This is a genomic window from Bradyrhizobium sp. IC3195, assembly GCF_020193585.1.
GTDB lineage: Bacteria > Pseudomonadota > Alphaproteobacteria > Rhizobiales > Xanthobacteraceae > Bradyrhizobium > Bradyrhizobium yuanmingense.
Window position 1 is genome coordinate 54,604 of record NZ_JADYVG010000012.1, and the last position, 15,850, is coordinate 70,453.

20 protein-coding genes are annotated in these 15,850 nt (G+C 64.8%); 13 read left to right on the forward strand and 7 right to left on the reverse strand.

Going from position 1 to position 15,850, the window contains the following annotated elements:
- Positions 1-21: 21 nt before the first annotated feature.
- The gene (locus I6F09_RS22435; protein WP_036026732.1) at positions 22-327 is read right to left on the reverse strand and encodes a DUF2282 domain-containing protein; all 306 of its coding nucleotides are present in this window, start codon (positions 325-327) and stop codon (positions 22-24) included.
- Between the two features lie 308 nt (positions 328-635).
- On the opposite strand from I6F09_RS22435, the gene I6F09_RS22440 reads away from it, so the two are divergent.
- The 4 genes from I6F09_RS22440 (at position 636) to I6F09_RS22455 (ending at position 5,059) form a co-directional block, all read left to right on the forward strand.
- Positions 636-2,726, forward strand: a complete 2,091-nt coding sequence (locus I6F09_RS22440) for an adenylate/guanylate cyclase domain-containing protein (protein WP_225189070.1) — start codon at positions 636-638, stop codon at positions 2,724-2,726.
- Between the two features lie 60 nt (positions 2,727-2,786).
- Complete coding sequence (locus I6F09_RS22445) at positions 2,787-3,371, forward strand: HutD family protein (protein ID WP_225189071.1); 585 nt, start codon at positions 2,787-2,789, stop codon at positions 3,369-3,371.
- A 102-nt stretch (positions 3,372-3,473) separates the two neighbouring features.
- Complete coding sequence (locus I6F09_RS22450; protein WP_225189072.1) at positions 3,474-4,679, forward strand: adenylate/guanylate cyclase domain-containing protein; 1,206 nt, start codon at positions 3,474-3,476, stop codon at positions 4,677-4,679.
- A gap of 56 nt (positions 4,680-4,735) precedes the next feature.
- Positions 4,736-5,059, forward strand: coding sequence for a hypothetical protein (locus tag I6F09_RS22455; RefSeq protein ID WP_158284442.1), 324 nt, complete (start codon positions 4,736-4,738; stop codon positions 5,057-5,059).
- A gap of 174 nt (positions 5,060-5,233) precedes the next feature.
- Here the strand turns inward: I6F09_RS22455 and I6F09_RS22460 are convergent, their stop codons facing one another.
- The 3 genes from I6F09_RS22460 to I6F09_RS22470 form a co-directional block, all read right to left on the reverse strand.
- The gene (locus tag I6F09_RS22460) at positions 5,234-5,413 is read right to left on the reverse strand and encodes a hypothetical protein (RefSeq protein ID WP_225189073.1); all 180 of its coding nucleotides are present in this window, start codon (positions 5,411-5,413) and stop codon (positions 5,234-5,236) included.
- 86 nt (positions 5,414-5,499) lie between these two features.
- A complete protein-coding gene (locus I6F09_RS22465; protein WP_050991724.1) occupies positions 5,500-5,706 on the reverse strand; it encodes a hypothetical protein in 207 nt (68 codons plus the stop codon).
- A gap of 94 nt (positions 5,707-5,800) precedes the next feature.
- Positions 5,801-6,169, reverse strand: coding sequence for a rhodanese-like domain-containing protein (locus tag I6F09_RS22470; RefSeq protein ID WP_036011668.1), 369 nt, complete (start codon positions 6,167-6,169; stop codon positions 5,801-5,803).
- 188 nt (positions 6,170-6,357) lie between these two features.
- Between I6F09_RS22470 and I6F09_RS22475 the strand changes: the two genes are divergently transcribed.
- The gene (locus tag I6F09_RS22475) at positions 6,358-7,155 is read left to right on the forward strand and encodes an adenylate/guanylate cyclase domain-containing protein (protein ID WP_057026102.1); all 798 of its coding nucleotides are present in this window, start codon (positions 6,358-6,360) and stop codon (positions 7,153-7,155) included.
- Positions 7,156-7,211: 56 nt separating this feature from the next.
- Here the strand turns inward: I6F09_RS22475 and I6F09_RS22480 are convergent, their stop codons facing one another.
- Positions 7,212-7,760 (reverse strand): TetR/AcrR family transcriptional regulator, encoded by a 549-nt coding sequence (locus I6F09_RS22480; protein WP_225114033.1) that lies wholly within the window; start codon positions 7,758-7,760, stop codon positions 7,212-7,214.
- A gap of 283 nt (positions 7,761-8,043) precedes the next feature.
- Between I6F09_RS22480 and I6F09_RS22485 the strand changes: the two genes are divergently transcribed.
- The 5 genes from I6F09_RS22485 to I6F09_RS22500 all read left to right on the forward strand — a co-directional run bounded on the left by I6F09_RS22485 (position 8,044) and on the right by I6F09_RS22500 (position 11,497).
- The gene (locus I6F09_RS22485; RefSeq protein WP_225189074.1) at positions 8,044-8,763 is read left to right on the forward strand and encodes a hypothetical protein; all 720 of its coding nucleotides are present in this window, start codon (positions 8,044-8,046) and stop codon (positions 8,761-8,763) included.
- 61 nt (positions 8,764-8,824) lie between these two features.
- Complete coding sequence (locus I6F09_RS22490; RefSeq protein ID WP_036011654.1) at positions 8,825-9,781, forward strand: oxidoreductase; 957 nt, start codon at positions 8,825-8,827, stop codon at positions 9,779-9,781.
- Between the two features lie 116 nt (positions 9,782-9,897).
- On the forward strand, positions 9,898-10,347 hold the full coding sequence (locus I6F09_RS22495) for a lipocalin-like domain-containing protein (protein WP_225114035.1): 450 nt from the start codon (positions 9,898-9,900) through the stop codon (positions 10,345-10,347).
- 199 nt (positions 10,348-10,546) lie between these two features.
- A complete protein-coding gene (locus I6F09_RS37585) occupies positions 10,547-10,669 on the forward strand; it encodes a hypothetical protein (protein WP_260345905.1) in 123 nt (40 codons plus the stop codon).
- Between the two features lie 63 nt (positions 10,670-10,732).
- Entirely contained in the window at positions 10,733-11,497 is a 765-nt protein-coding gene (locus I6F09_RS22500; protein WP_036026712.1) for an alpha/beta fold hydrolase, read from the forward strand.
- An 80-nt stretch (positions 11,498-11,577) separates the two neighbouring features.
- Here I6F09_RS22500 and I6F09_RS22505 read toward each other — a convergent pair whose 3' ends face one another.
- Positions 11,578-12,504 carry an MBL fold metallo-hydrolase gene (locus tag I6F09_RS22505; protein WP_225128801.1) on the reverse strand — a complete coding sequence of 309 codons (927 nt, stop codon included), beginning with the start codon at positions 12,502-12,504 and terminating at the stop codon, positions 11,578-11,580.
- Between the two features lie 150 nt (positions 12,505-12,654).
- Between I6F09_RS22505 and I6F09_RS22510 the strand changes: the two genes are divergently transcribed.
- Both I6F09_RS22510 and I6F09_RS22515 read left to right on the forward strand, forming a co-directional pair.
- On the forward strand, positions 12,655-13,578 hold the full coding sequence (locus I6F09_RS22510; protein WP_225134968.1) for a LysR family transcriptional regulator: 924 nt from the start codon (positions 12,655-12,657) through the stop codon (positions 13,576-13,578).
- A 120-nt stretch (positions 13,579-13,698) separates the two neighbouring features.
- Positions 13,699-14,640 (forward strand): Ku protein, encoded by a 942-nt coding sequence (locus tag I6F09_RS22515; RefSeq protein WP_225189075.1) that lies wholly within the window; start codon positions 13,699-13,701, stop codon positions 14,638-14,640.
- Between the two features lie 76 nt (positions 14,641-14,716).
- On the opposite strand, the gene I6F09_RS22520 is transcribed toward I6F09_RS22515, so the two are convergent.
- Positions 14,717-14,986, reverse strand: a complete 270-nt coding sequence (locus tag I6F09_RS22520; RefSeq protein ID WP_225189076.1) for a hypothetical protein — start codon at positions 14,984-14,986, stop codon at positions 14,717-14,719.
- Between the two features lie 244 nt (positions 14,987-15,230).
- Between I6F09_RS22520 and I6F09_RS22525 the strand changes: the two genes are divergently transcribed.
- The gene (locus I6F09_RS22525) at positions 15,231-15,707 is read left to right on the forward strand and encodes a DUF3833 family protein (protein WP_225140425.1); all 477 of its coding nucleotides are present in this window, start codon (positions 15,231-15,233) and stop codon (positions 15,705-15,707) included.
- The last annotated feature ends 143 nt before the right edge of the window (positions 15,708-15,850 follow it).

Here is a 15,850-nt window from a genome sequence, read left to right on the forward strand (position 1 = left end):
TCGCGCCTGCCGTTGCGCCGTTCAGATCGGCTTCAGCGAACCCTTCTTGCCGCCCGGCAGCTCGATGCTGGTGCAGGTGCCGCCCTTGACGAATTTCCAGGCATTACCCTGGTAGTCCACGGTCGAGGTGCCCTGGCAGGTGGTGCCCGGTCCCGCCGCGCAATCGTTCTGGCCTTTCAGTGCGACGCCGAAGCACTTCTCTTTCTTGGCGGCGACGGCGGCATCGGCTTCGGCCTTGCTCAGGGGGGCGGCGGAGGCAAGGGTCGCGAGCGCGGTCGACACCGCACCGGCGAGGACGAGGGAGGTGACGGTATGTTTGGCAGACATCGAGGTTCTCCTGTTCGAATGGTGCCGCCCGGCAGGCGAGCGCGCATGATCTCCTTCGTTCCGCGCGCCGCCCGTGTTACGGCGGGCTGCTCACGAAACCGTGAGATCGATTGGATCGGGCGCACGGTCGGTGCGCTTGGACGGGATGAGCGGGCAAGTGGGTGCCCAAATCCAATGCCTTGGCGCTATCGACACGTTAGAGCGAGAGCATTGGATGCGTCCGACCAAACTTGGCAGAGGTAACGGACGGTAGGAAATCTGCGTAGGAAGATGACAGGAGTCGCGCCCACCCAAAGGCGGATAAAACCATGAACGTCGATCCCGGACGCCAGCTGCGCGCGATCGCAAGGATGACGGTCAGTATCCGCCTTGCTGTCTCCGCGCTGGTCCTCGCCGCGATCCTGCTGACCGCGGCGCTCTCCAGCCTGCTGTGGTGGCGCACCGCGGAGGCGGCCAGCCGGCAGCTCGCCTCGACCATCAACGAGCAGATCGTCGCGGCGGTGCGCAAGGAGGTCTCGGCCATCGTCGACGAGGCGCGCGCCGCGCATACCGCGATCCGCACCCTGTTCCTCCAGAACGTGCTCGACACCCGCGAGGCCGACAAGCGCGAATTCGTCTTCCTCTCGCAATTGCAATCGCAGGCCACGATTTCCTGGGTCGCGTTCGGCTGGCCTGACGGCTCCTTCTTCGCCGCGCACAAGCTCGGCGATCGGCGCCTGGAGATGATGGAGATCTCGCTGACGGATCATCCGGGCGAGCGCCGCGTCGACGAATACGACGTGGTGCCCGGCGACATCGAGTTCGCCAACCGCCGCTTCGAGCCGACCGATTTCCGCGTCGCCGATCAGGCCTGGTTCAAGGCCGGCCTCGGCGCGGAAGACCCGCAATGGTTCAGGGTGATGGACCACGCGACCGGCGAGCGGCCGTCGATCGCCTTCGCCGGCCCCATCGACGTCTACCAGGAGCGCCAAGGCGTGCTTGCCGTCATCATCGAATATACCAGGCTTGCGCGCTTCCTGTCGCAGCTGGAGGTCGGACGCACCGGCACCGCCTTCATCGTCGACGGCAGCGGCGAGCTCGTCGCAGCGCCGGACAAGGACGCCGACGAGCTCCATCCGGCGCGTGGGAACACCGCGCTACTCCCGCTGGCGCGCGCAGCGCTCGACCAGGCCGGGGAAGCCGGCCGCAAGGAGGCCTGGCGGAGCCGGCTCACCTCGGGCGGCGCGGCCTATGAGGTTGCGCTGACGCCGCTGCCGTTTCCCGGCTGGTCGCTCGCGACCGTCATCCCCGAGGCCGAATTTCTCGGGCCGGTCGAGACGACATTGCACCGGCTGATCCTCGGTCTCGCCGTCGGCGCCGTGCTCGCGGCGCTGGCCTCGGCGATGCTGGCGCGGTCCGTCATCGCCGCGCCGCTGTCGCGCGTCGTCGGCGAACTGCGCCATGTCGAAGCCTTCGCGCTGGAGCAGGTCCGTCGGCATCCGTCGCGGCTCAAGGAGATCGCAAGCCTGTCGGGTGCGATCGCGGAGATGGCGGCCGGCCTGTCCGCATTCCGCAAGTTCATCCCGGCGGATCTCGTCCGCGGCCTGCTGCGCCAGGGCGTCGAGGCGAAGCCCGGCGGCAGCGTTCAGGAGCTCAGCGTGATGTTCATCGACATCGCCGGCTTTACTGGATTGTCGGAGCGGCTCGGTGACCGCGTCGTGCCGCTGCTGTCGAGCTATCTCGACCTCACCTCGGAGATCATTGTCGCCAATGGCGGCACCATCGACAAGTTCATCGGCGATGCCGTGATGGCGTTCTGGGGCGCGCCGCAGCCGCAAGGCGATCACGCCGCGCGATGCTGCCGTGCCGCGCTCGCCTGCCGCAAAGCGATCGACGAGTCGGGCCTCGTCGACGATCTCGGTCAGCCGCTCCAGATCCGCATCGGCATCAATTCCGGCCGCATGCTGGTCGGCAATATCGGTTCGGAGCTGCGGCTGAACTACACCGTGATCGGCGATGCCGTGAATGTCGCGAGCCGCCTCGAAGGCGCCAACAAATCTTACGGCACGCAGATCCTGGTCGGCGCGGCGACCGAACGTCTGGCGCGCGGCGCCGTCGTCACGCGCGAGGTCGACAGCATCGCGGTCTACGGACGCGAGGAGGGACTCTCCGTTCACGAGCTGATCGGGATGGCGAACGAGATGGCGGTTGGCAGCACCGGCTGGATCGCCGACTACGAGCGCGGCCTCGCCGCCTATCGCGCCCGCCGCTTTGCCGATGCGCTGGCCGATTTCGAGGCGGTGCTGAAGCAGCGCGGCCACGATCGCCCAGCCGAGCTGATGCGTGACCGCTGCCGTCGGCTCGCTGCAGCTGCGCCCGACGTCAGCTGGCGGCCTGTGGCGGCATTGGCGTCGAAATAGCGACATCATCCGGCTACAAACTCTGGTACATACTCCGACTTTCCCGGACGAGCTCAAGACATGAAGGCGACGCTGCTCAATCCTGAAGACTACACCCGCTCGCCGTGGAAGAACGGCGGCGGCGTCTTCACCGACATCGCGGATGCGCATCGGGCCGATGCGCCGCGGAAGGACTGGGACAGCCTGCTCTGGCGCTTTGCGTCGACGCCGATTCTTGCGTCCGGTCCGTTCTCCCACATGCCCGGCATCGACCGCTTGCAAATGGTCGTCGAGGGCCGCGGGCTGGTGCTGAAGTCGCCGACGCAGGAATTCGACGAACGTGAACCTTTTACGACGGTGCGGTTCACCGGCGAGCTCGAGATCGTGACCGAGCTCGAGGCCGGTCCCGTCGAGGTCGTGAACCTCATGGCGCGGCGCGGCGCGGCCGAGATCGATCTCCTCGCGTTGAAGCAGCCCGGCGACCGGCACCTCGCCGCCGGCACGCATCTGGTCTACGCCCCGCGCGGCGAATGCCGCATCCGCCTCGACAACGAGGAATTTGCGATTCCCCGCACCGGCACGTTGAAGGTCGAGCTGGCCGGGCCGTCGCAGCTTGCGCTCGTCGCGGGTCTGGCAGTGCTGGGGTCGATCCGGCTTCTGGTCTAGAACCTCAGACTGATGCGCACAATCCATGCAACTGGCCAGGTTGACGCCGCCGGGCCGGCGCACGATATCTGCTTCGCTAAACCGCAGCTCGAGGGGCAGGATATGAATGCGCCACACACATACGCCCCCACACTGGCCGACGGCGTCATCGACTGGCTGACCAACGGCACGCGCGACGAGCGCTTCATCGACGACATCTTCGCGCTGATGTGCATCCGCCTGCAGCAGGCGGGCATTCCGCTCAAGCGGTCGACGCTTCACGTGATGATCCATCATCCGCAATGGCTGGGTGCCCGCATGATGTGGTCCGACGGCAAGCGCGAGGCGGAGATCACGCTGGCCGACTATGACGTTCGCGAGCGGTCCGAATATATCGGCAGCTCCGCCAACGAGATCCATGACGGTGCCGACGAGGTCCGCGAAAAGCTCGAGCAGGATACCTCGCTCGGTCGCAAGCATGCTCTCTATGACGACATGCGCTCGCTGGGCATGACCGACTATGTGGCCTGGCCGCTGCTCCACACGCTCGGCAAGCGCCACGTCGTGACCTTCGCCACTGATCGTCCCGGCGGTTTCGACGATGTCCACATCGCCGGCCTGAAGAAGCTGTTGCCGGTGTTGGCGCTGGTCAGCGAGATCCGCATCAAGAATCGCCTGGCGCGCACGCTGCTGGAAACTTATGTCGGCTCCCATGCCGGCGAGCTGATCCTGGCCGGCGCCACCAGGCGCGGCACCGGCACGACGGTGCGCGCCGCGATCATGATCTGCGACCTCAGGGACTTCACCAAGATCTCCGACAACTGGCCGCGCGACGATGTCATCGACCTTCTCAACGACTATTTCGACGCGATGTCGGAGCCGATCGCGCGGCACGGCGGCGAGATCCTGAAGTTCATCGGCGACGGGCTGCTCGCCATCTTCCCGCTGCATCAGCCGAACGCCTGCGCCAATCTTCTGCATGCGGTGGCCGAGGCGAGGGGAGCCATGGCCGCGCTCAACGATCGGAACAGCGCGACCGGCCGCGCGCCGCTGAACTACGGCATCGGCGTCCACGTCGGTGATGTCATGTACGGCAATATCGGATCTGCCCAGCGGCTGGATTTCACGGTGATCGGCCCGGCCGTCAACATGGCCTCCCGCCTGGAGGCGCTGACCAAGACGCTCGGCAGGAATGTGCTGCTGTCACGCGATTTCGCCGAGCTTGTCGAGAAGGAGTTCGCATTGGAGCATGTCGGCCGGCACGAGGTGCGCGGCTTCAACGCCCCGATCGAGCTCTATGCCTATCCGGCTCGCGCTATTTCCGGTTAGTTCCGGGGGCGTTCGGCAGGGCCTGTTGGCCCCCCTGGGTCTGCCTGGCCGGATCGTTGTCGCCCGGCCTCATCGTTGACGACTTCGCCGGTGCATTGGCGCCGCCGTTGTTGGCGTCCGATGACGTATTGAGGCTGGAGGCGCCCGCGCCGGTCGTGCCGCCGGTGCCGGTCGAATTGATGCCGGAGCCCGTCCTCGACGGCCCCGCGCCGCTTTGCGCGAAGGCGGAAGGGGACGAGGCGAGCGCCGCGATGAGCCCTGCTATGACGAGTGCTTTCATGTCCGCTCCTGTGCTCGGCCTGGTGCATGATCCGGACCCGGAGGGCCGCGCAGCGCAAAGTGCGCAGCGGTTTTCCGAAAAGATCATGCTCAAACAATAACCTGGAGCGCGATGACGGTTCATCCTAATCGCATCGCGCTCTAGGCGGCCCCGGCCCGGCATCCGGGGGCGGGCTTGAGCCGGGGCCGCCATTTGCCGGAATGGTGAGACGCCGGCGAAGGGCCAATGCGCAGGAACGCGTGGTCGTTCCAAATTCGATGGCAGGGCCGCTGAACTACGCCGACCAGCGATCCTGCTCTTCCTGGTGGGCCTGCTCGTTCAGCCGGTCGGCGATCTCGTCCGCGATCTGCTCGGTCTCGGCCGAGGCCACCGGCTCGCCCTTGTGTGTCTTCAGCTTGTCCTTGTCGGCTTCGAGCGGAAAATCGTCGGGTCTCAGTCCGTTCGTCTTGTTCATGGTGCGCCTCACTGTCTCCAGTTGGGGAAAACACACGTGAAGGGCCGATCGTTGCTTTGAGGGTGAAGCCGCTGGACCAGGCGGCGTCAGGCGCCGCCGACTGCCCGCGTGATGGTGCCGCTCCCGCCGCAGGTGGCGCAAGGCGCGCCGTCGATGCGTCCCTTGCCGTGACAATCGGGACAGACGTCGTCGCCGGTGCCCTTGGTTCCGGGCGGAGCTTCGTCACCGGGATTGAGCGCTGCTTGCGTGGGAATCTTGGCGTCTTGTGCGTGGGCAGCCTTGGTCTTGGTCATCTGCGCCTCCTCGACAACACCGCAACGCGCCTTGCCGCAGAAAGTGCCAATCGGAGTTCGCAGCGCAGTCAACGGAACCGCGCCGCTGTTCTCGCTACTTCTCGACTGCGCCCGTCCAGTCCTTGAAGCCGCCGACGTTGTAGACGTTCTCGTAACCCATATCCTTCAAGAGCTTGCCGGCCAGCGCCGACCTGCCGCCGGATGCGCAATAGAGGATGACGGTCTTGCCCTTGTCGAACGCCTTGTCGTGATAGGGCGACTCCGGGTCGGCGCGAAACTCCAGCATCCCGCGCGAGACGTTCACGGCGCCGGCGATCTTGCCGCTGGCGGCGACTTCCGGCGCATCGCGAACGTCCACGACCAGCGTGTTGCCCTTGTTGATCATCTCGGCCGCCTGCTCCGAGGTGATCTTCGGGACCGCCGCGTTCGCAGCTTCCAGCATTTGCTTGACACTCGTTGCCATAAATTCTCTCCGGATTTTCTTCTGCCGCCCCATAGGAGGATAGCACATCGATCTGGACATCGATCTGGACATCGCTCCTGGATAAGCTTGTCCCGCCGGAGTCAGAGGCCGGAGGTCCGGTTGCCAAGGCCGGATTGTCCGACTAGCCTTGCCGAAGCTACGCCCAAACGGTCTCTGGCCGCACCTTCATGCCCAAATTTCTCCGCATCGGTGTCCATCAGTCCAACGTCTCCGGATACACCTCGAAGGCGTGGTGCGTCAGACGCGTCGGCGCGGCGGTCTTCCTGAAATGGGGCGCGGTGGAGGTGCAGGGCGCCGGCGCCGGGCGCAAGGTCTACTGGTCGCGGTCGCCGCAGGAGAAGACGATCCGTTGCGGCACCGCGCAGCGCGCGCAGGAGTACACGAAAGCCGCGATCGCGCGGCGCCGCAATCACCGCTATGAGCCGCTGACCGGACCCATCGCGAACCGGCGCCGGTCGGCTGCCCGCGCCGCCGAGCTCAAGCAGGCGCTCGCCACCATCCTCATCGTGGACATCGTCGGCTCCACGGCGAAGGCAGCCAAGCTCGGCGATGCGCGCTGGACCAAGGTGATAGGCCATTATTACGCGGCGGTCCGCAAGGAGCTGAAGACGTGCCGCGGCAAGGAGGTCGTGACCACGGGGGACGGCGTGCTGGCGACCTTCAGGAAACCCGCTGCCGGCATCGCCTGCGCGGCCGCGATTCAGAAAGCCGTGCGCACGCTCGGCCTCGAGATCAGGGTGGGTCTCCACGCGGGCGAATACACCATCAGCGGCGGCGAAATGGTCGGCCTCGCGTTCCACATCTGCACCCGGGTTGCAGCGAAAGCACGCGCGGGCGAGGTGCTGGTTTCGAGCGCGGTAAAGGAACTGATGGCGGCGCAGTCCGCAATCAACCTGAGGGATCATGGCCAGCACCGGCTCAAGGGGGTGCCCGAAAGGTGGCGGCTGTACCGGGTGGAGGGCTGAGGGCATCGCGGCGCAATAAGCCTTGCGAGGCTGCGCCTCAGTCACAGCCCCTGGATTCAAGCTTCCGCCTTCATGTTTGCGAAACGGTCCCGCAAATAGGCGGCGAAGGGACGCCTTCCCTCATCCTGGCTCCAACTGTCGATCGCAAGGCGAAAAGCTCCGATTGAGACCATCGCGACTATGCGGAGTGCCGTTCGCCGCTTGGGCTGCGGCCACATCGTGCAGAGCGCGTCGAAGACCGCCTGTTCCTGTTGGGCGTATTTGGTGGCCTCGCGGGCGCGAAGCGTCTCGTTGGTGCGGATGAACCGGTCGATCTCCATCATTTGTTTCCGGGCCTGGACGTCCTCGTAGGACGCCGTGAGTCTGACCAGTGCATTCTTCACCGCTTCGAGCGGCGGCTGCTTGGTCGATTGCTCCAGAACGGCGCGCCCTATGGCTTCGGCGAGACCGCCCTGCCAGGCCAGGATGATGTCTTCCTTCGACTTGAAATAATAGAAGAAGGTCCGACGCGAAATTCCCGCTGCCTCCGCGATGGCATCGAGCGTCGTCGCCTCATAGCCGTTCCGAAGGAAGAGCCTCAGACCGGTGTCGGTGATCCGTCGCAACGTTTCGCGGCGCTTTTGCTCCCTCAGTCCCTCGCTTTTCGGTGATGGGTCGTTTCCGTCCTGTTTCGACACACAACGGCCTCATTCAAAATTACACTCAGTGCGATAAAATTCCGCATCAAGTGCGAAATTACTGCATGTGAGGCCGGCCAGCAAGGCTCGGGCCGATTCGAGGCGTCCAAGACCAGCGAACTGGATCAAGATGACTGCAGACAGGGACGGCCCGGCGAACGACCGGGATGCCGATGCTTCGCGTTGCGATTTCCACGATGCCGAGGCCGGTTTGCTGCAAGCGGCGGCCGGGAAGGACCAGCGCACGCGCAGCTCCGGCAACATCGAGCTTCTACGCCGCAATCCTGCCGGTTACGTCGCCTCCGGCCATCGCCAGGGCGCGCCGCACCGGCCTCGCCGTGCAATCAGCAGACCTCGCAGGAGCCTGCAATCCGTCCCCCGGACGATACATGACGCGCGAGCCCGTCATGCCGGCGAGCAGCGCCTCGACGGCGCCGTGCAAGGCTCGCCAAGGGAACGTGACCAGCGTCGATTTGTCGCTCGGACCCTCGCGCGCGCGGTGAAGGCCATACGTTCGCCGTATCTCGGCAATTTCGGCGTTCTCATCCTGCTGTGCGCCATCTCGTTCCATCCCTGCTTCGATCTGGCGAACGTCGTTTCGAACAGCTTCCTCTGTCTCGGTGCGAAGGCGGCGTTCGCCGCGACCGTCAATCTCGTGGTGGACGACTGGACCCCGACGATCCAGGCCTTTCTGGCCGGCCGCCTTCTGCGCTGGATTGGCCTCAGCCTTCTGCTCGCGCTGCTCCCCGTGCTGACCGTCATCCGCGCCGGGACGCTGGCCAAGCTGCGGGCGCTAGCCGCCCTCTTGCTTGTCCGGCTGCGCGGGATCCTCAGAGCTTCGCTGCGGCCACTGAATCGCGCAGCGCGGGAGGGCCGCGGCGCAGGTGTCGTTCACGAGAAGGTCAACAGGCTCGGGCGGCACAACGCTTGAAAATTACACTAGGTGTAATTTAACTGGCCCGATGTGATGTTGTGCCGTGGGAGATGGCCCGATGCCTGGTTGGAGTGCGAGCGATATTCCGTCCCAGCGGGGGCGTTGCGCCGTTGTCACGGGCACGGGTGGCCTGGGTTACCAAGATGCGCTGGCGTTGGCGCGTGCGGACGGCGAAGTGATCATTGCCGGTCGCAATGCCTCGAAGGGAGCAGACGCCGTCGCGCGGATCCGATCCCGTCAGCCCAACGCGAACGTCCGGTTCGAACGGCTCGACCTTGCGGATATTCATTCGGTGCGGGCCTTCGGCTCCCGTTTGCGTGGCCAACGGGACAGTCTCGACCTGCTCGTCAACAATGCCGCGGTCATGATGCCCCCTGTCCGGCAAGTAACGGCCGACGGGTTCGAAATGCAGTTCGGCACGAACCACCTCGGCCATTTCGCGCTGACGGCCGAGCTTCTGCCGCTGCTGCACAAGGGCGTCGAGCCGCGCGTCGTCACCGTGTCCAGCCTGGCAGCGCGCAGCGGAGCGATCGAGTTCGACAATCTGCAGGCTGAGCGTCGCTACCAGCCGATGCCGATCTACAGCCAGTCCAAGCTTGCGAACCTGATGTTTGCGTTCGAGCTGCAGCGACGCAGCCGGAGGTTCGGCTGGGGCATCACCAGCGTTGCGGCCCATCCCGGCGTATCGCGGACCGACCTCATTCCGAATGGCGCCGGCCGGATGAGCCTTCCCGGCCTGGCGCGGACCGCCCTCTGGTTCCTGTTTCAGCCGGCGGCGCAAGGTGCGCTGCCGACGCTGTTCGCGGCGACGTCGCCGGACATCGTCCCCGGCGGCTATTACGGTCCGGACAAGTTCGGCGAAATCCGCGGTTCGCCGTCCGTGGCCCGCGTGCCGCCGCAGGCCGATGACGATGCGGTGGCGTCTCATCTGTGGGATGTCTCGGCAAGACTGACCGGCGCTCGCTTAGCGACGGAGTCGTCCCGCACCCAGGCGAGGACGGATCTGTGCACTTGAAGCGGCCTCGCGCAGGTCCGCCATTCCGAGGCCCGGCGGCCGCGTAGAAAGACGAAGCAGAGGACTCCAACATGACCCGTCGAAATCTGGTGCTGATCGCTTTGGGAGTTTGCCTGATGAGTGCTCCAGTCCACGCTACGCCGCCGAACAAGGTGCTCGGCACCTGGAGAATGGTCTCCGCTCAGATCGATCCGGAAGGAAAGAACCTGCCGGCCTATGGCGCGCGGCCGAACGGGCTCCTGACCTTCACGCCGGACATGCACTTCATCGAGGTGCTGACCGACTCGGACGTCCCGCGCTTTGCCTCCAGCGTGCGGGGCGAGGGCACGGACGCGGAAAACCGCGCGGCCATGGCCGGCAGCATCGGCTTTTTCGGCACCTACACGGTGGATGAGAACGGCGAGTTCAGCGGCAACAAGGTCGAGGGCTGCACCTTTCCGAACTGGATCGGCAGCGTTCGGACGCGGAAGGAATTGCGTCTGGTGGTCGACGGCGACGTCATGACCGAGAATTTTGAACGACCTGACGGCACGAAGATCCGCATCACGTTCGAGCGGGTCCGCTAGCGCCGTTCACGCCGACGGCGTTACCTTCGGCTCCGGAAAGGGGCAGGGCGATCGCATATGGGAGCGATCTCGCCTGTGGCCATTCTTCGAGACGCCCGCCGTTAGCGGGCGTTGAAGGACGAGGCGCGCGCTCAGCTCGCGCAAAGCACCATATGCAATAGTCCTGGGAGAGGGGCTCGGCCCGACCGTCGCCGCCTTGATGTTGACATTCAGCTTCAACCTGCTGACGAGTCTGGGGCTTGGCGAATCCGCCAAGCTGATGCTGCAGGGTGCGATCATCGGCCTTGCAGCGGCCGCATATTCGGCAAGGCGCCAGTCATGATTGCCTCGATATCGGAACGAGAACGGATGCGGCCGCAGCCGCGATGACAACAGGAGAGATGACATGACCGATGTGATGGCTGGAGCCGAACCATTCTTCATGCAGGGCAAGGGGCCTGCGGTCCTCGTGCTCCACGGCTTCACGGGAACGACGCAAAGCATGCGGTATCTCGGCGAAGAGCTTCACCGGCGCTTCGGCTTCACCGTCAGCGGGCCTCGCCTGCGGGGCCACGGCACCTCACCGGACGACATGGAAACGACCGGCTATCTCGATTGGCTCGCGTCGGCGGAGCAGGCGCTTCACGAGCTGGCTGGCCAGGGCACCAAGGTCTTCGTCACCGGCCTGTCCATGGGAGGCACGCTGACGCTCAACCTAGCCGCACGTTTTCCGAACATCGTCGCAGGCGCCGTGCCGATCAACGGTGCCGCCGGAATCTTCGATGGCGCGATGGCCGAGCTCGTATCGGACGGCGCGGCGCCGAAGCGCGTTCCCGGCATCGGATCGGACATCAAGGCCGCCGGCGTCAAGGAGCTGGCCTATCAGGAGGTGCCAGTCGCTTGCCTCCGGCAGGTCCACGTCCTGATTGCTGCGACCGAAAGCCTGCTGCGCAAGGTCAGCTGTCCCACGCTCGCCATTCATTCCAGAGAGGACCACGTCGTGCCGGCGGCCAATGGCAAGCGAATCGCGCAGGAGGTCAGTTCCAACGACGTGCGCCTGCTTTGGCTCGACAATTCCTATCATGTCGCCACGCTCGATAACGACAAGGATCTGATCGTAGAGCGCTGCGGACGATTCATCTCGGAAATCGCCGGGGCGGCGCCTGGATAGAACAGCGCTTCTGCATACGGCGGTCGTAGAATGATGGGCTTGAGATCCTACGATAGCCGCTTTCGCATCTTCGGGCTGGCTCAGCCTTCGAACCGCCAGTTCGCCGGCACCCAGCGATAGCCGTCGTCCGTCTTCCTGATGTTGCCGATGCCCGGAAACGGGAAATGGAATCCAAGCACCGGGATGCGGTCCGTCGCAGCGCGGTCGAACAAGCGCCTGCGCGACTGCAACGCGGTATCGGGATCGAGATCCGGCCCGGGCCGCCAGGCATTGTCGATGTTGAGTAGGGGGCTATAGGCGGCATCGGACGTGATCAGCAATGCTTGCGCGCCGGAATGCACCAGGATCGCCGACATGCCCGGCGTGTGGCCGCCGGCGGCGATCGTCGTTATGCCCGGCAACAACTCGCTGCCCGGCCGGTACAGCACGGCAGACTTGGCGACGGGCGCCACGCTTCGCTTGATATTGGCGATGAAGGCGCGCCGGAAATCTTCCGGCATGGGCAGCCGCGACAGGTCAGGCTCGTTACGGATGAAGAACGCAAAATCGTCCTCGGGAAGATGGACCGTCGCCTTCGGAAAAGCGCTCGATCCGTCGGCGCGGCTGAGATTGCCGACGTGATCGGGATGGGTATGCGTGATCACGATGGCGTCGATGTGCTCGGGCTCCACGCCGATCGCCGCAAGATTGCGGAATAGATGTCCGCCATCGGGGCCGAGCGTTTGCGCTGCACCTGCCTCGATCAGGATTCTCCTGCCACCGGTTTCCAGCAGAAGCGTGTTCAGGTTGAGCCTGAAGGTGTCGGTCGGCAGGAACGCATCGCTCAGCGTCCTGCCGAGTTCCTCCGCCTGGGCGGTGTGGGCATAGATGCGCGGATTGCCGCTCAGCGTGCCGTCGCTGACGACGGTTGTCTTGATATCGCCGATCCGAAAACTGTAGTGGCCGGAATTGGCCCTGCCAGCAGGCGTTTGCGCGATCGCGGCCGGCATGCCCAGCAGCGGCGTCATCGCTCCGGCCGCGCCGCCTGCGAGCATTATGCGGCGGCTGATGTTCAGATGTGATGGCATACGGCTTCTCCGGCCTATCGCGGTGGGGTCTGTGTACGATGATCTGGCATCATCCACAAATGTCATGATAGAATTTACATTATGCGTTCGATGGATTTAGCGAAAGTCGACCTCAACCTGCTGGTGGTGTTGCATGCGCTGCTCGAGACCGGCAGCGTCACGCGCGCCGCTGAGCGTCTCGGCAGCAGCCAACCCGCGATCAGCCGTGCGCTGGCAAAGCTGCGGCGCCTGTTCGGTGACCGGCTGATGGTGAAGGCGGCAAGCGGCATGACGCCGACGCTGCGCGCCGAGGCGATGCGCGAGCCGCTGGCGACCTTGCTCGGCGGCGTCGAGACATTTCTCCACAAGCCGAAATTCGATCCTTCCGCCACCGACCGCGTCTTTCGCATCGCGACGACCGATTATGGGGCGCTCGCCATCCTGCCCAATGTCGCCGCCCACTTTGCGCGCGAGGCACCCGGGGCGGCGATCGAGGTCGTCAGCTTCTCGCGTGATGTGTTCCGCATGCTCGCTGACGGTCAGGTCGATTTCGTGCTGTATGCCGATAATCCGGTATCCGGCTCGTTTCGGGCGCGCGAGCTGTTCCGCGAAAATTTCGTGACGCTGGTCCGGCAAGGGCATCCTTTGCTCAAGCAGATGCGCGGGGCAAAGGACGTGCTGCCGATCAAGCTGTTCACGGCCTGGCCGCACATCGTGGTCAGCATTTTTGGCGGGCAGGGCGGGCCGATCGATACCGCATTGGCCGAGCGCGGCTACAAGCGGCACGTCGCGCTGCGTGTTCCATATTTCGCAACGGCCGCGGTGATCACGGCTGCGTCGGATTACCTGGTGACCATGCCCTCGCGGGCGGCCCGGCAGCTTGCGCCGCGGCTCGGTCTCGTGATGCTGAAACCGCCGGCGCAGGTGACGCCCTACGGCTATCGCCTGCTCTGGCACGAACGAAGTCACGACGATCCCGGCGCGGTCTGGTTGCGCCGGCTGGTGGTCGATTCTGTCAAGTCGGGCGCCGCCTAAACCAAAACATGGAGCAAGACGCCGCAAAGCGTGCTCGTCATGAATGTTGCTCCCGATGTCGGAACCCGGGCCGGCCGTTCGTCTTGAATCCAAGCCGCCTCGAACCGGAGTTCCGCGTAAATGGCCCCGCGCGCCAATTGGAAAGGCTTCCTGAGACTGTCCCTCGTCACCTGTCCCGTGGCGCTCTATCCCGCCACCTCCGAGAGCGAGAAGATCTCGTTCAACCAGCTCAACCGGCAGACCGGCCACCGCATCAAATACGTGAAGGTGGACGCGGAGACCGGCGACGAGGTGACGAACGAGGACATCGTCAAGGGCTATGAGCTCGAGAAGGGCCAATACATCGAGGTCTCCAAGGAAGAGCTCGAGGAGATCGCGCTGGAGTCCACGCGCACCATCGAGATCGACGAGTTCGTCGACAAATCGGACATCGACGCGCGCTATCTGATCCGCCCCTATTACATCCGGCCCGACGGCAAGGTCGGCCACGACGCCTTCGCGGTGATCCGCGAGACCATTCGCGAGATGAACAAGGTCGCGATCGGGCGCGTGGTGCTGACCAACCGCGAGCACATCATCGCGCTGGAGCCGATGGACAAGGGCCTCGTCGGCACCCTCTTGCGCTACCCCTACGAGGTGCGCAGCGAGGCCGAATATTTCGACGACATCCAGGACGTGAAGGTCACCAAGGACATGCTCGATCTCGCCCGGCACATCGTCAACCAGAAGGCCGGACGCTTCGCGCCCGAAAAGTTCGAGGACCATTACGAGACCGCGCTGATCGACCTGATCAACGAAAAGCGCGCCGGCAAGGTGATCCGGCCGAAGGAGCGGCCGAAGGGCGAGAACGTCGTCGACCTCATGGAGGCGCTGCGGCGGAGCGTCGGCGAGGAAGTCGGGAAGCAGGCCGCGCCCGCGAAGGCGGACAAGCCGGCGAAGAAGCCGAGGAAGGCGGCGGCCGGCCAGAAGGAGATGCTGATGCCGATCGGCGGCAAGAAGGCGGCCGCCAGGGAGACGTCCGCGAAAAAGCCGGCCGCAGGGGCGCGGCGGAAATCGGCATGAAGCATCCCGTGACGCCGGACTTAAATCGAAAACACGCCCTATGCCGCTTGGTACGCGAAGGCCCTAGTCGCAGGCCTCAAAGGCCCTCGTCAGGGCACTCCGGACATGTATCGCCGATCGAATCGAGGACATCGTTGATCTCCGCGACGGCCTGATCGGCAGAGACGCCGTCCGGCGGATCCTGGCGCGCAAGCGCGACCGCGCGCTGGCGCGCGTGCGGGTCGGCGCGATCCCTGGCCCAGCCGTGCTCCTCGCATTCGCAGATCGCGCCGGCCTCGTGCAGCACGTGGGTGGCCCATCCCCGTAAGGTCCGGATCGCCGGCCGTCTTTCCCTGGTCATCAGCATGCGAGATTGCTCCTGCAAGACGAATCCGTGCCGCCGCCAGATCGTTCCGGGCTGTTAACACGGGTCAGAGATTCCCAAACGGCAGGGCTGGGCTTGTCCACGTGTTCCGGATGAAGGGGAGCGCGCGTTGTGACGCAGCGTCTGTATGCGTTGCAAGCACCCAGCAGAGCCAGGCAGGTTTCCTCCTGAGGAACCCTGGTGCTGAGAGGCGGCTTATGTCGTCATCGGTTTCGGAGGAAAAGCCATGGTCATTGATGCGTTCGCTGGCACCACGCCGGTGTTTCTCCCTGAGCAGTTCTTCGTTGGTCGCTTGGAAGGATGGGCGGTGGTCGAGAGTCTCGTCGGCGGGCTGTTGAAGCGGGCGACGATCACGGCGCATGGCGAATTGGACGCGGACACCGACACTGTCGTTCTGACTGAAACATACACCTTTGATGACGGCCATAGCGACACGTTGCGCTGGACGATCCACAAGCTGAGCGAAGGTCAATACATCGGCCACGAAAATCGACTGGAGGGTGAAGCCACGGGCGAGCAGGCCGGTTGTGCATTCCATTGGAAGTACACGCGCGACACGCCCCAAGGCGACGGAAAGTCGTTCAAGCTGAACTTCGACGATTGGTTCTATGCGATCGATGACCGCGCCTGCATCGTGCGCGGATCCGCCGGGCGCGCGGGCATTCCGTTCGCGACGGCGCATGTGACGTATCGGAAGCTTTAGGTTCGCCCGACGCGGGCTGCAGCCCCGCTCTCCGGTGCGCACTTCTTTCTCGAACTTAACATTTTTGAATCGCGAAGGCACCGAAGCAAAGTACGGTGGGCGTTTTCGCGGGAGTGAATCTTCTGGCGCTGATTGAGCCAGAG